Raw genomic sequence first — 14,820 nt, 5'->3', positions numbered from 1 at the left:
CATTGAGAGAGTACTGGGATCCGCCGGATGCGCAACGGCCCAGCTCCAGACCAACGTCCGGAGCCGGGCCGCCACCCGTAGCGGGTCAGAACGCTTCGTCCAGCGAGACGCTCCCCTCCACGCCGATCTGGTACGCCGAGACGCGCCGCTCGAAGAAGTTCGACAGCTCCTGGACGTCCTGCAACTCCATGAACGCGAACGGGTTCGCCGTCCCGTAGCGGGCCGGGAGGCCGAGCCGGACGAGGCGCTGGTCCGCGACGTACTCCAGGTAGGCGCGCATGTCGTCCGCGCCCATCCCGGGCAGGCCGTCGCCGCACAGGTCGCGCGCGAAGTCGAGTTCCGCCTGGACGGCCTCCTCCAGCATCCGCGTGACCTGCTCCGTCAGGTCGGCGTCGAACAGCTCCGGCTCCTCCGCCCGGACGGTGTCGACCACGGAGAACGCGAACTCCATGTGCATCGACTCGTCCCGGAACACCCAGTTGGTTCCGGAGGCCAGGCCGTTCAGCAGCCCGCGCGAACGGAGCCAGTACACGTAGGCGAACGCGCCGTAGAAGAACAGTCCCTCGATGCACGCAGCGAAACAGATCAGGTTCAGCAGGAACGCGCGACGGTCTGCGGCGGTGCGGAGTTCGTCCAGGGAGCCGAGCGAGTCGATCCAGCGGAAGCAGAACTCCGCCTTGGAACGGATGGACGGAATGTGCTCGATCGCCGCGAACGCCTTGGCGCGCTCGTCCTGGTCGGGCAGATAGGTGTCGAGAAGGGTCAGATAGAACTGGACGTGCACGGCCTCCTCATAGAGCTGCCGCGACAGGTACAGCCGCGCCTCCGGGGCGTTGACGTGCTTGTAGAGGTTGAGCACGAGGTTGTTCGCCACGATCGAGTCGCCGGTGGCGAAGAACGCGACGAGCCGGTTGACCAGGTGCACCTCGGCGGGCGTCAGGCGCGCGAGGTCCACGAGGTCGGACGCGAGATCGACCTCCTCGACCGTCCACGTGTTGCGGATCGCGGCGCGGTAGCGCTCGTAGAAATCGGGGTAGCGCATGGGCCGCAGCGTCAGGTCCATGCCCGGGTCGAGCAGCATGGCGCGCCGTTTCGTAGGAGCGCTCACTGGCATGCCTCGCAGGTCTCGGGGTTCTCCAGGGAGCAGACGGCCGCCGCCACTGTGGTCTGCGCGATCCGGGTGGCCGGACGCGAACGCAGGTAGTACGTGGTTTTCAGGCCGCTCCGCCACGCGTAGGCGTACATCGAGGAGAGCTTTCCGATGGTCGGCGTCTCCATGAACAGGTTCAGCGAGTGGGACTGGTCGATGTACGGGGTGCGGGCGGCGGCGAGGTCGATCAGCGACTTCTGCGGCAGCTCCCAGGCCGTCCGGTAGAGGGACAGCATCTCGTCCGGCAGGTCGACGAGGCCCTGGACGGACCCGTTCGCCTTCTTGATCGCCTCCCGGACGGCCGGCGTCCACAGCCCGAGCGACTTCAGATCGTCCACCAGATAGCCGTTGATCTGCAGGAACTCGCCGGACAGCGTCTCGCGCTTGAACAGGTTGGACACCTGCGGCTCGATGCACTCGTAGCAGCCCGCGATGGACGCGATCGTCGCGGTCGGCGCGATCGCGATCAGCAGCGAGTTGCGCAGCCCGACCTCGGCGACGCGCGCCCGGACCCGCTCCCATTCGGCCGGACGGGACGGCGCGGCGTCCGGGAAATGGTCCAGGTGGAGTTGGCCTCGGGCGGTGCGCGTCCGGTCGTAGGCGGGCAGCGGGCCGTGGGCGGCGGCGAGGTCGGCAGACGCGTCGTACGCCGCTAGCGCGATTTCCTCGGAGATGCGCGTCGACAGCGCGCGGGCTTCGTCGGAGTCGAATGGGAGGCGGAGCGTGAAGAAGACGTCCGCTAGACCCATCACGCCCAGGCCGACCGGACGCCATTTGCTGTTCGCCGCCTGCGCCTCCGGCGTCGGATAGAAGCCGCGGTCGATCGTCCGGTCAAGGAACCGGATGGCGGTGCGGACGGTGGCGCGGAGCCGTTCCCAGTCAATGCCGGACGGATCGACGTGCGCGGCCAAATTCACCGATCCGAGGTTGCAGACGGCCGCCTCGCCGTCGCTCGTCACCTCCAGGATCTCTGTGCACAGGTTCGACAGATGGACGGTCTGACCCGGTTCAAAGGTCTGATTGCAGGCGCGGTTGGCGGCGTCCTTGAACGTCATCCAGCCGTTGCCCGTCTCGGCGAGCGTCCGCATCATCCGCCCGTAGAGCTTGCGGGCCGGGACCTGCCGGACGAACCGTCCCGCCTTCTCCGCCGCCCGGTACGCCTCGTCGAACGCGTCGCCCCAGAGGTCGGCCAGCTCGGGGACCTCCTTCGGGTCGAACAGCGACCATGTCCCGTCCTGCTCGACGCGGCGCATGAACTCGTCCGGGATCCAGTTGGCCAGGTTCAGGTTGTGGGCGCGGCGCGCGTCCTCGCCCGTGTTGTCGCGCAGCTCCAGGAACTCCTCGACGTCGGCGTGCCACGGCTCCAGGTACACGCACGCCGCGCCCTTCCTGCGTCCGCCCTGGTTGACGGCCGCGACGGACGAGTCGAGCGTCCGCAGCCACGGGACGATCCCGTTGGAATGCCCGTTCGTGCCGCGGATCAGCGACCCGCGCGAGCGGACCTTCGTCCACGAGATCCCGATGCCGCCCGCGTACTTGCTGAGCCGCGCCACCTGCCCGTACCGCTCGTAGATCGACTCCAGCTCGTCGCGCGGCGAGTCGAGCAGGAAGCAGGACGAGAGCTGCGGGCGGCGGGCCGCCGAGTTGAACAGCGTCGGTGAGCTGGGCAGATACGAGAGCGTGCTGAGCAGCCCGTACAGCTCGGCGGCCTCGTCCACGTCGTCGGACAGGCCGCACGCGACGCGCAGGAGGAAATGCTGCGGACGTTCCAGGACGAGCCGCGATTGCGGATGCCTCAGCAGATAGCGGTCATAGAGCGTCCGGAGCCCGAAGTACTCGAAGCGGTCGTCGGCGGACCCGTCGATGAGGGCGTTGAGCGCGGACGCGTCGGCGGCGACGAACGCGGCCGGAGCGTCCGCGAGCAGACCCTCCCGGTGCGCGGCGGCGACCGAATCGGCGAACGTCCGGACCCCGGCGGACGCCGCCTCGTCCCGTATCCGCAGGCCGAGCAGCCGTGCCGCGACCTTGGAGTACCCGGGTTCGGCGGGCACCAGTGCGCTCGCCTCGCCGATCGCGAGGTCGCGCAGGGCCGCCGCGTCCAGCCCGTCCGTTCCCGTGCGGACGGCGGCCAGCACCCGTCCCGCGTCGACGTCCGGCACCCCGTCGCAGGCCGCCCCGACCTCGGCGGCGACGCGCGCGTCCGCCGCCGTGCCCGCCGTCGTGCCCGGCTCCACCCGTACGGCCAGGTCCTGTGTCACGTGCTCTCTCCCCTCGCAGCCGCCTCGCGGACGGCATGCGAACGGGACGCCGGCGTCAACCGATGGGCACGCCGCGCTCCGCCCCCGGCCCACCCGCGAAGCCTGGACGTGTCGATCCGAGGGGCGACCCTCGGATCATCGTGCGGGCAGGTCTTCGGACTCGCGGGCGCCGCGCCTCCAAAACCGAAGACGCGTCCTACTGGCCGTCGCTTCCCAGGCCGGTGGATTCCGGCCCAGTGCGTAAGACGGCGGTCGTTCCCGCTCACCGCTGCGGGGCAGTCCCGGACTCGCACCGGGTTCCCTCTTGCGACGCCCCCGCCGACCAGCGGCGGGGGCGAACCAGCACGGGATTGAACCCTACATGTAGTTGACGATCTTTGCATCACCCCAAGATGTTGGGCGTGTCGAAAGATCGCGGGGCCGACTACCCAGACGGCGGATGTGGTGGGACGATGGTTGCGCCATGTCCCCGCGTCCCCCGCAACCGGGCTTCCGAACAGCGCGCGCGGTGGTGTTCGCCACCGTGTGCGTCACGCTGGCGACCGCCGGGCACGTCCTCGCGTCGGGGACGGCGATCCCCATGTGGGCGGTCCTGACGGGATTCGGCGCGGTGCTCGGCGTGACGCTCCTGCTGGCGGGCCACGAACGGTCGCTGGCGACGATCCTCGGCGGCCTCCTGGGCGGCCAGTTCGCGCTGCACGCGCTCTTCACGGGCGCCACCGACCCGATCAACGCGCCAGCGGCGGCCCTCCAGGATCCGGCGCTCCGCGCGGCGGCCCTGCACCAGGCGGGGATGCACCAGACCTCCGTCTCCGACGCGGCGATGGCGGGCTCGGACATCCTGGTCCCCGTCGCGCACGCCGCGGGCGGCACGACGATGACGCTCGCGCACACCGTCGCGGCGCTGATCGCGGCATGGTGGCTGCGGCGCGGGGAGCGGGCCGCGTGGTCGCTGGCCCGGCGGGTCGCCGGCGCGGCCGACCGGCCGATCCGGCTGCTGCTCGCCCTCCTCGCCGTCGAACCCGTCGCCGCTCCGCCGCGCATCCCCGCCGTGCCGGCGACGGCCGCGGTCACGGCGGTCGGCCGCACGCTGCGGCATCAGGTCGTCCGGCGGGGTCCTCCATCGCGTTCGAGGGCGCTCCTTTCGCACTGAGCGAGCGCCGTACGTCACCGGACGCCGATTCCCGGCGCTTCCGGATTTCCCCGTACACTCGAACGGATATTCGCCATGCTCTCTCTTTCCCATGTCCTCCCTCGGGGCGCCCGCCGGTTGGGCGCCGTCGCGGGCCTCGCCGCCGTGTCCGTGGTCGGGCTGGCCACGGCCGCGTCCGCGCACGTCACCGTCAACCCGAAGACCGCCGAGCAGGGCGGCTACACCAAGGTCGCGTTCCGGGTGCCGAACGAGCGCGACAACGCGTCCACGACCAAGCTGGTGGTGCACCTGCCGGCCGAGCATCCGCTGTCGTCGGTGTCGGTCCGTCCCGTCCCCGGCTGGACGGTGAAGGCCGAGAAGTCCAAGCTCGCGACCCCGCTCAAGACCCACGGCGGCGAGCAGACCGAGGCCGTCACCAAGATCACCTGGTCCGGCGGCAAGATCGACCCCGGGACGTTCCAGGAGTTCGACGTCTCCCTGGGACCGCTGCCGACGAACACCGGAGAGATGATGTTCAAGGCCGACCAGACGTACTCCAACGGCGAGGTCGTCAAGTGGGACCAGCCGCCGCCCGCCGCGGGCGCGGCCGAGCCCGAGCATCCGGCGCCCGTGCTCAAGCTCGTCCCGAAGGGCCAGCAGGAGGCGGTCGGGCTGACCGCGAGCGCGAAGACGAAGCCGGCCGCCACCGCGTCCGCCGATGACGGCACCGCGCGGCTCCTCGGCGGCATCGGCATCGCGGTCGGCGCCCTCGGCCTCACGGTCGGCGGCTACGGCCTGAACCGCGCCCGGAGCCGCTCATGACCCGCGCAACAGCACGGATCGCGACAGGACGGATCGCGACAGGACGGGTCGCGGCGGGACGGGTCGCGGCGGGACGGGTCGCGGCCGGTGCGCTGGCCGTGGGGACGGTGCTGGCGATGTCCGCGACGCCGGCGTCCGCGCACACCGCGCTGACGGCGGCCAACCCCAAGAAGGGTTCGTCGGTCGCGGCCCCGTCGCAGATCGTCCTGACCTACACGGAGACGATCCGGCTGCCGCGCGTGATCCTCACCGACGCGTCCGGCAAGCAGCACCAGGCGGGGACGGCCAAGGCCGTCGACAACAAGGTCACCCAGCCGGTCAACGGCGCGCTGCCGAACGGGAAGTACACGGTCGGCTGGCGTGTCGTGTCGGTGGACGGCCATCCAGTGTCGGGCAGCTACAAGTTCACGGTGGAAGGCTCGTCAGCCGGTTCGGCCGGTTCGACGGCTTCGCCGGGTGCCGCGAGTTCGCAGCCCGTCGTCCCTGCCGCGTCCCCGTCGAACGCCGCGTCCTCCGAGGACTCGGGCGGCGGCTCGTCAGGCTGGCTGTGGATCGGTTTGATCGCGCTCGTGGTGGCCGCAGCGGGTGGGGCCGTCGCCTGGTTCCGCCGGTCGCCCGCGTCCGGCGACTGACCGCCCGGTTTGCGCTTCCGGTCGGGTGATTACAGGATTACAGTGATTACCCGACCGGTCGCAGCCCAGGGGGTCCAATGATCGTCGAGTACGTCCGCTACCGCATCGACCCGTCCGGGACGGACGAGTTCGAGGCCGCCTACGCGCGCGCGTCCGCGTCACTGGCCGCCGCGCCGCAATGCGTGGACTACGAGCTGTCCCGGTGCGTCGAGGAACCCTCGTCCTACATCCTGCGCATCGGCTGGACGTCCGCCGACGACCACATGCAGGGCTTCCGGGGCGGCGAGCACTTCCCCGCCTTCTTCGCCGAGATCAAGCCGTACGTCCAGCAGATCGAGGAGATGCGGCACTACGAGCGGACGTCCGTGCGCGGCGCCGGGTCGTCCGTCCCGACGATGTACGACTGGGCGGGCGGCGAGGCGCTCGAACGGCTCACCGAGGCGTTCTACACGAACGTCCTGAAGGACGACCTCCTCCGCCCGCTGTTCGAGCACATGGCCCCGGACCACCCGAAATGGGTCGCGCACTGGCTGGGCGAGGTCTTCGGCGGCCCGGAGCGCTACACCCGGGAGCGCGGCGGGTACCACCACATGGTCCGGCAGCACCTCGGCAAGGCCATCACCGAACCGCAGCGCCGCCGCTGGGTGACCCTCCTCATGGACGCCGCCGACGAGGTCGGCCTCCCGGACGATCCCGAATTCCGCGCCGCGTTCACGTCCTACATCGAGTGGGGGACGCGCATCGCCCTCGCCAACTCGCAACCGGACGCGAAACCGCCCCTTGAGGCCCCGCTGCCGCACTGGGGCTGGGGCGTGGCCCCGCCCTACATCCCGTCCAAGCCCTAGGGGACGGCGCGCCGCGCCCGAGGGACGGTACGCTGCGGCTGCTCCGACGACGAGGGAGGTTGATGAATATGGCCTGCGCCGTGCTTCGTCATCAGCATGCCCTCGTCCGGGCCGCGCGGGACTGAACGCGGCCCGGTCGTCCAGCACGACCAGGAGCGTTCATGTCTCTGTCAGATCTGTTCACCGATCGTCTCGTCCTCCGCATGTGGACCCTCGCGGAGGTGACCGCCGTCCTCGACGGACGGCGGCAGGCCCACTGGGCGGACGACTTCCCCGCCGAAGGCGACCACGTCATCGCGGGCTTCATCGCCGAGAACCGCGCCGCCGCGCTCGGGGAGCACGGCCAGCGCCAGATCATCGAGAAGGCCACTGGCCAGGTCGTCGGCGCCGTCGGGCTGTTCTGGCCGCCTCGTGACGGCGTCGTCGAGTTCGGGTACGGCGTCGTCGCGTCCCGGCGAGGCCGCGGCTACGCGACCGAGGCGACGCGCGCCATCGTGGCGTTCGCGCTGACCGCGCCGGGCGTCGAGTCGGTGGTCGCGACGGTCGAGTTGTCGAACCCGGCGTCCGTCCGCGTCCTGGAGAACGCGGGGCTGAGCCGTCTCGACGGCGACGCGCGGACGGCCACGTTCGGCACCGCCGTCCGGACGTAACCGCAGCGCCCACCCACAACGTGCCGCCTTTCCTCCCTGGAGGGGCGGCACGTTCGCGTTCACCCCGGCTTGACAGAAAGCGCTAGTTCACTAACACTTCCTACTCTAATAGCGAAAAAGGGGTGGGTGTCATGGCGGTGTTCCTGAGCCGGGTCGGCCGGTTCTGCTTCCGGCGGCGCCGGCTGATCGCGCTGCTGTGGGCCGGGCTGCTCGTGGTCGCCGTGGCGGGAGCGGCCGCGCTGTCCGAGCCGGCGCCCGACACGTTCTCCGTCCCCGGCACCGAGTCGCAGCGGGCGAACGACCTGCTCAAGGACCGGTTCCCGCAGGCCGCCAGCGGCGGCGCGACGGCCAGGGTCGTCTTCGCCGCCCCCGCCGGACGCGCGCTGACCGAACCCGCGAACCGCGCCTCCGTCGAGCGCGCCGTGGCCCGGATCAAGGCAGCGCCGGACGTCGCCGACGTCGCCTCCCCCTACGCCCGGAACACCGTCTCCGGCGACGGCCGGATCGCCCTCGCCGAAGTCGCCTACCGCGTCCCCGAGTACGAGCTGACCGGCGCGGACCGCGACGCGCTCCGCTCGGCGGCGGCCGCTCCCGGCCTGCGCGTGGAGATGAGCGGCGACGCCGTGGCGCCCCCCGAGGAGGGCGCGGGCGAGCTGCTCGGCGTCGCCGCCGCCGCGATCGTCCTGCTGGTCACGCTCGGCTCGCTGGTGGCGGCCGGGCTGCCGCTGCTGACGGCGATCATCGGCATCGTCATCGGGCTGTCGGCCGTCAGCGCCACGAGCGCGTTCGTCGAGCTCAGCTCCGACACCCTGGCGCTCGCGCTGATGCTCGGCCTCGCCGTCGCGATCGACTACGCGCTGTTCGTCATCGCCCGCTACCGCCAGGAGGTCCTGGACGGACGCGCCCCCGCCGACGCGGCCGCGCACGCGACGGGCACCGCCGGATCCGCCGTCGTCTTCGCCGGGCTGACCGTCGTCATCGCCCTCGCCGGGCTCGCCGTCGTGGACATCCCCGTCCTGACGCAGCTCGGCCTGGCCGCCGCGTTCACCGTGGCCGTGGCCGTCCTGATCGCGCTGACCCTCCTCCCCGCCCTCCTCGGCTTCGCGGGCCGCCGCGCCCTGACCGGCCGCCGAACCCCGCGCGGCCAGCGCACCGCGGCCGGGCGGCGGTGGGGGCGGTTCATCACCGCGCACCCCGTTCCCGTGCTGGTCACGGCCGTCGCGGGGCTCCTCGTCGCGGCGACGCCCGCGCTCGACCTGCGGCTCGGGCTGCCCGACGACGGCACCGCCCCGTCCGGGACGACGCAGCGCGCGGCCTACGACCTGCTCGCGGACGGCTTCGGCCCCGGCGTCAACGGCCCGCTGACCCTGGTCGTCCAAGCACCGCACGACACCAAGGCCGCCGCCGAGCGCGTCGCGAAGGGCGTCACGTCACTGGACGGCGTGGCCGCGGTCGAACCGCCCGTCCTCAACCCGGCCGGTGACACCGCGCTGGTCGGAGTGGTCCCCGCCAGCGCGCCGACGGCCACGGCGACCGAGGACCTCATCCAGGACATCCGGGACCGGTTCCGTTCGCGGGACGGCGCCACGGTCGCCGTCACGGGCCAGACCGCTATCGACATCGACACGTCCGACAAGCTCGCCGACGCGCTCCTCCCCTACCTCGCGGTCGTCGTCGGGCTGGCGTTCATCCTGCTCACGCTGGTGTTCCGCTCGCTCCTCGTCCCGCTGAAGGCCACGGCCGGATTCCTGCTGAGCGTCGCCGCTACGTTCGGCGCGGTCGTCGCGGTGTTCCAGTGGGGGTGGCTGAACGGCCCGCTCGGCGTGCACGCGTCCGGCATCATCGTCAACCTGCTGCCGATCATGCTGATCGGCATGGTGTTCGGGCTCGCGATGGACTACCAGGTCTTCCTCGTCACCCGGATGCGCGAGGAGCACGTCCGCGGCGCCTCCCCCGTCGACGCGGCCGTCACCGGCGTCGCGCACGGCGCCCGCGTCGTCACGGCCGCCGCCGTCATCATGATCGCGGTGTTCGCCGGGTTCGTCCTCTCCGATACCCCGATGGTGCAGTCGTTCGGCTTCGCCCTCGCCGCCGCCGTGTTCTTCGACGCGTTCGTCGTCCGGATGACGATCGTCCCCGCCGTGATGGCGCTGCTCGGCCGCGCCGGCTGGTGGCTGCCCGCCCGGCTCGACCGCGTCCTGCCGCGCCTGGACGTGGAGGGCGCGCCGCCGCCCGAACCGGTGACAGTAGGCTCCACACCGGACGCACGCTGACGAGAGGCAGGGGATGGCGCCGAAGCAGGGCCTGCGCGAGCTGAAGAAGGCGAGGACCCGGGCCGCGATCCAGCGGGAGGCGCTGCGCCTGTTCCGCGAGCGCGGCTACGAGGCCACCACGGTCGAGCAGGTCGCGCAGGCGGCCGAGGTCGCGCACACCACCGTCTTCCGCTACTTCCCCACCAAAGAGGACCTCGTCATCAGCGACGACGCCGACCCGCTGTTCTACGCGGCGATCCGCGCGCAGCCGCCCGAGCTGTCCCCCGTCCAGGCGCTCCGCGCCGCAATGCGGGAGGTCCTCGACGGCTTCTCCGCCGAGGACCTCGCCGCGGGGCACGACCGGACCGTCCTCATCCTGTCCGTCCCCGCGCTTCGCGGCGTGGCGTTCGGCAGCTTCGTCGACACCATGCGCACCGTCACCGCCATCCTCGCCGAACGCACCGGCCGCCCCGCCGACGACGCCGCCGTCCGCACCCTCACCGGCGCCGCCTTCGGCATCATGCTCGACGTGATGCTCCGCTGGTCGGACGACCCGTCCCTGAACCTCGCGCAGATCCTGGACGACGCCCTCACCACCCTCGAACCCGCCCCGTAAATCAGAGCAGACACCCGCCAGATGTCTCAGACCAACCGGATGTCGGTGCGGGCGATCCGTCCCGACGACATTCCCACGGCCAGGACGGTGTACCGGCCCTGTGATGACTGCTGGCGTATCGTCGCGGTGGCCTGGCCGTCCCGTTTCATGGTGACGATGGCGAGCGGGATGCCCGGGGAGCCCGCCAGCATGAACCAGACCTGCTCCCCAGGGGAGAAGCCCGAGACCAGGACCGTCGATTCGGTACCGGCCAGCAGGGTCGGGGACACCCGCATGGACGCGCTCGCAGGCGGCGGCTCGTCGGACGGTTCCGCGGGGTCGAACAGGCCGTAGCCGAAAAGGCTCGCGCAGAACACCCCGGCCACGACCAGCGCGGCGACGACGACCGTGATGAGCCCGCAACTCGCCAGCCTGGCCCGCCGTCCGGTTCGCCTTGGGCCGGACGCGCCGGGACCACCCCCGGGATCGGTGCCGGTGTCGTCCGGGTCGGGGCCGGTCATGCTGCCGAGGACGAGAAGGCGCATGCGTTCCTCGCCGTCGAAATAGGCCGCGTCTTCGGGCGCACCGGCCAGCCGGGCCGCGTCGCCGCCCAGGGACAGGACCCGTCCCCAGGCACCCCACCAGAGCGTGGCGCCGAGCGCCGGGGCCGCCGCCCGCGCGAGCTCGGATGCGTGGGCGTGCGCGCCGACGCGGACGGCGTCCGCCAGCACCGCGATGATGACGGCGGCGGCTTCGGCGACCTGGCTCGGCGGGACGTCGGCGACCCACCGGGCGAGCGTGCGGACGTAGTCGGCCGGCGAACGATCCGCGCCGGTCACGGGCATGCCGGGGGTGAGGGTGGCGACGTAGCCGGGGCCGGTTCGCTGCGCGAGCCGCGTCCGCAGCAGGTCGTTGAGCGCTCTTCGGCCGTCGGTCACCTCGGCCAGCCTGATCAGCAGGCCCGGCGGCACCGGCACGCCGTGCAGCACGCACAGCACGCGGAGGACGGCGCGAAGGTCGGGGTCCGCTGAGTGCCACAGGGTGCGGACGGCGTCGTCCGGACGAGCGGGCAACGCGGCCGCCATCCCCGTCCGGGCCGCGGCGACGGCCTGGAGCAGGGCCCGGGGATTCCCCCGGCTGGACCGGGAGAGCTTCCACGCCGCCGCGGCGTCCCCGTGCCACACCCGGTCGCCCAGTTCGGCGTCGAGCAGAGCTCTGGAGGCCCCTTCTGGCAATCCGTGCAATTCCAGCAGCCTGCCGCGGTTCCAGTCGATCCGGTCCCGCGCGATGATGACCACCGCCCCGCCGGACACGAGGTCGGCGAGCGCCTCGGCGTCCTCCGCGGAACCGCTGAAGTCGTCCACGACCACCAGTGCGCCGACCGTGCTCATCAGGCTTCGCAGCCGCGCGGGTTCGGGCCGGTGGTCCTCCGCGTCGTAGCACCGGCGGAAAAGGGCGTGGACGACGTCGTCAGCGCCCATCCCCGCAGCGGACATCGACACGACGTCCGCTCCCGCCGCGACCCGCTGTCCGGCGAAGAACCCGAGCAGCGCCGACTTGCCCACGCCCGGCGGCCCGCACACCAGCACCGGCTCCCCCGCTTCGAGCCATGCCGCCAGCCGCGCCAGTTCCTCGTACCTGCCGACCAGCCGACGGTCGCTGCCGGGCATCGCCCCGAAATCCGTTCGGAGGCGGCGTCGCCAACTCTTGGCGACATTTCCGGCCCGCACTGCGACGACAGTTCCCTGCGGGCAGATCTGCACGTCATGGTCGCCCACCACGACTCGCCCGTAAACGTTCGCGTCCGGTTCGGCGTCCGGCGGGAAGGGCGGACGGCCGCGTCCCGTTCTGGCGGGAAAGTAACCCCACGCCTGAAAGTCGTCCTCGCCGGGAAGGCGTATGGGTTGAAAATCGTCCAGGTCCATCAATTCCGAGTAGTGCCTGATGATGTTGTCGTACACGTACACCGATGTGACGAGACCGAAGTCCCCCGATAGGACGCCGGGGCGGGCGGTGCGGTCGAGCATCCGGTAGAGCAGTTCGAGCGACCGGCCGGTGGCGCCCGTCTCGTCGAAATGGACGGTCCCCAGGTGGACGGCCATCCGGATGCGGAGCTGGGCCAGGTCGCTGGAAAGCCGATTGTGCCGCCGCAGGCCGGCCCGCGTTCCGTGGATGAGCGCGTTCGCCAGCAACTCGGGCACGACGTCGGGCGGGACGAGGATCAGGACGCTGTCGCCGCGGTCATAGGAACGGCAGGCCGACCAGCCGATTCCCACCCCGTCGAACGAATCCCGCATGACCTGGTAGAGCGAGTCACGGACATATCGGAGCAACCCGTCCTCGCACCGCATTTCCTCGTCACGGCCTGCGTTGACCGCACTGGCGGCGACCATCGGGCAATGGACGCTCCCCCTGGACGGCCACGCACGCGAACGCGACCACAATCCGGCCGAACCAAGAATGTGCGACTTACCGCTGTCGTTGGATCCCACGACGACTTTGACGTCGCCGAACTCGCCGAGGTCGCCGAACTCGCCGTCGTCCGGCGAACCTCGCTGCTCCTCGATGTCCGTCTCGTCGTCCACGAACTCGACGTCGTGTGCGGTCTCGTCGTCCCCCGCCGGTGCCGGCGGTCCCGGCGCATCAGGCGGCGTGAAGGGCACGGTCAGGGCGAAGGGCACGGGCGGCCCGGTCGACGTGACGGACACCGACGGCGTGACGTGCCCAGACGGCGCGACGTGCCCGGACGGCGCGACGGGCCCGGGCGGCCTGACGGTCGTGGTCGCAGGAAGCGGCGGCGGCTCGTACACCTCCAATTCGCACCCCGCAGGCGCGCCGACCGCTCGCATGACCGCGCTCCCGAGATGAGGGGGCGGGGGCAGACCGGCGGCGGACCGGACGAACCAGACCTTCTCCTGGGCCTCCTGCGCGCCCGCGATCCGGCCGCTGGCGTGCGCCTCGGCGAGTTCGATGATCCTGTCGGCCTCGTCGCACGCCTCCTCCAGGACGCGTTCCGCGTCCGCCCGGATGCGCTCGGCCTCCTGCCGGGACTGGGTCAGCTCCTTGGCCGCCTTGCGGATTCCCTTGTCCTCGTAGTCCTCCGCCTTCGCCTGGGCGGTCCGCTCGATCATCGCGGCCCACTCCCGCGCCGCGGCCTTGATGTCCTCGGCCTCGCACTGCGCGTCGTCCAGGATCTGCTTGGCCTCCCGCTGCGCGGCCGCCCGGATCCGAGCCGCCTCCTCGCGCGCCGCCGCCTTGATCTCCTCGGCGGCCCGCCACACCGCGGCGGCGTCGGCGCACTCGTCCGGCCCCGACAGCACCGGAAGGTCCAGGTCGCCGGACGCGGCGTCCTGCGCTCCCGGGACGGGATCGCCGGGGTCGCCCGCCGGGATGTCGTGCGTGCCGGCCTCGGGGAACTCGCCGCCGGTGAGCCTCCGGAGGCGGCGTTCCACCTCCTCGTCGGGGAGCAGGAGCTGGTTCGCTTCGTCCATCAGGTTGAGGAAGTCGGCCAGGATCTGCTCTAGGGGCTCCTCCGGCTCAGGCGGCTGCCGAGGAGGCGGGTCATTGGTCATCGAGCTTCCTCCCATCGGGTCCGGTCGAGTTCTGGACCCGGCGTTCCATCTCCAGTTCGAGTCGCTGTTGGTCCTTGAGAAGCTTTCTCAGCCCCGCTTTCGCGAGTTGCAGGTTCTTGCGTATGGCGTCCTGTGACTTCTCCAGTTCGTCGGCGGCCTCGGCGGTGCTCATTCGGTGAATCAAGATCAGTCTGGCGGTGTCGCGCTGGGCGGGAGGCAGCGTTCCGATGATCTGTTCGACCCATTGGTTGTCCTCCAGCTCGCACATCAGCGCATCCGGCTGGGCCTCCGGACGCTCGTGCCCGCCTTTGATCGCACGCGCCACCTCCGCACGGTCATGCTGTCGCTGTTTAATGAAGTTGCTCTTGACCGCACGGCCGGCGTAGGCCAGCGGAAAGCGAATGTCGACCCAGCGCCGGAGCACGTCCAGCATGGCCTTCCCGACCGCGTCCTCCGCCTCCTCCCAGGTCGCGCCCAACGTCATCGCCAGAGTGATCAACGACCGGTAATGGTCGCGATAGAACTGGGCGAATCCGGCTGGGGCGGGCGCCCGTTGAGCCGGTACCGCGGCTCGGTCAGTCTCCGATTGCCCCACGAGCGCGCTCCCATCGTCACCGTGGTCGCCTCCTTCAGAGAGGAGGTCCGCGAACACCCCGGAGTGTGAAGTCGGATCGCGAAGTTTTTTGTGTCGGGTCTGACATTCACGAATGACCGGTCCCACCGGACCTAGGAGGCACAGGCCCATCCCCGACTTCCCCCGGGAGCACCGCCATGGACCGCACGCCTTCTCCGGCAGAGCGTTCGACAGAGTTCTCGAAAGACAATTCGATTCCACCGGTACTGCGCGGCCGCCTGCGGAAATTGCGAAAGCGCGCGATACTGCCGCTGCTCGCGGCGTCGGCCCTGGCGCTG

At 71.3% G+C, this 14,820-nt stretch carries 11 protein-coding genes and 1 riboswitch; of the genes, 7 read left to right on the top strand and 4 right to left on the bottom strand.

The annotated features are described in order from the left end of the window. Positions 1-85: 85 nt before the first annotated feature. Entirely contained in the window at positions 86-1,108 is a 1,023-nt protein-coding gene (locus ACH35V_RS00170) for a ribonucleotide-diphosphate reductase subunit beta (RefSeq protein WP_395969407.1), read from the bottom strand. After that, positions 1,105-3,408 (bottom strand): ribonucleoside-diphosphate reductase subunit alpha, encoded by a 2,304-nt coding sequence (locus ACH35V_RS00165; protein WP_395969406.1) that lies wholly within the window; start codon positions 3,406-3,408, stop codon positions 1,105-1,107. Before ACH35V_RS00165 ends, ACH35V_RS00170 begins: the two co-directional genes overlap by 4 nt. Positions 3,409-3,535: 127 nt before the next feature. After that, positions 3,536-3,767: riboswitch (cobalamin riboswitch) on the bottom strand. A gap of 104 nt (positions 3,768-3,871) precedes the next feature. Here ACH35V_RS00165 and ACH35V_RS00160 point away from each other — a divergent pair. The 7 genes from ACH35V_RS00160 (at position 3,872) to ACH35V_RS00130 (ending at position 10,357) form a co-directional block, all read left to right on the top strand. Next, entirely contained in the window at positions 3,872-4,561 is a 690-nt protein-coding gene (locus tag ACH35V_RS00160) for a hypothetical protein (protein WP_395969405.1), read from the top strand. A gap of 75 nt (positions 4,562-4,636) precedes the next feature. Next, positions 4,637-5,362, top strand: a complete 726-nt coding sequence (locus tag ACH35V_RS00155; protein ID WP_395969404.1) for a YcnI family protein — start codon at positions 4,637-4,639, stop codon at positions 5,360-5,362. Further along, complete coding sequence (locus tag ACH35V_RS00150) at positions 5,359-5,994, top strand: copper resistance protein CopC (RefSeq protein ID WP_395969403.1); 636 nt, start codon at positions 5,359-5,361, stop codon at positions 5,992-5,994. The genes ACH35V_RS00155 and ACH35V_RS00150 overlap by 4 nt, the downstream gene beginning before the upstream one ends. Positions 5,995-6,071: 77 nt before the next feature. Beyond that, a complete protein-coding gene (locus ACH35V_RS00145; RefSeq protein WP_395969402.1) occupies positions 6,072-6,839 on the top strand; it encodes a group II truncated hemoglobin in 768 nt (255 codons plus the stop codon). 161 nt (positions 6,840-7,000) lie between these two features. Continuing rightward, the gene (locus tag ACH35V_RS00140; protein ID WP_395969401.1) at positions 7,001-7,489 is read left to right on the top strand and encodes a GNAT family N-acetyltransferase; all 489 of its coding nucleotides are present in this window, start codon (positions 7,001-7,003) and stop codon (positions 7,487-7,489) included. Between the two features lie 131 nt (positions 7,490-7,620). Continuing rightward, positions 7,621-9,762 (top strand): MMPL family transporter, encoded by a 2,142-nt coding sequence (locus ACH35V_RS00135; protein ID WP_395969400.1) that lies wholly within the window; start codon positions 7,621-7,623, stop codon positions 9,760-9,762. Positions 9,763-9,775: 13 nt separating this feature from the next. Further along, complete coding sequence (locus ACH35V_RS00130) at positions 9,776-10,357, top strand: TetR family transcriptional regulator (protein WP_395969399.1); 582 nt, start codon at positions 9,776-9,778, stop codon at positions 10,355-10,357. Between the two features lie 26 nt (positions 10,358-10,383). Here the strand turns inward: ACH35V_RS00130 and ACH35V_RS00125 are convergent, their stop codons facing one another. Continuing rightward, positions 10,384-13,908, bottom strand: a complete 3,525-nt coding sequence (locus ACH35V_RS00125; protein ID WP_395969398.1) for a hypothetical protein — start codon at positions 13,906-13,908, stop codon at positions 10,384-10,386. Then, positions 13,898-14,653: an RNA polymerase sigma factor gene (locus ACH35V_RS00120; protein ID WP_395969397.1), complete on the bottom strand. Its 756-nt coding sequence runs from the start codon at positions 14,651-14,653 to the stop codon at positions 13,898-13,900. The genes ACH35V_RS00125 and ACH35V_RS00120 overlap by 11 nt, the downstream gene beginning before the upstream one ends. Positions 14,654-14,820 lie beyond the last annotated feature (167 nt).

It is taken from the genome of Actinomadura sp. 1N219, assembly GCF_044326405.1.
Classification (GTDB): Bacteria; Actinomycetota; Actinomycetes; order Streptosporangiales; family Streptosporangiaceae; genus Spirillospora.
Note: the sequence above shows the minus strand (reverse complement) of the source record. Positions and strands in the feature narration are given on the sequence as shown.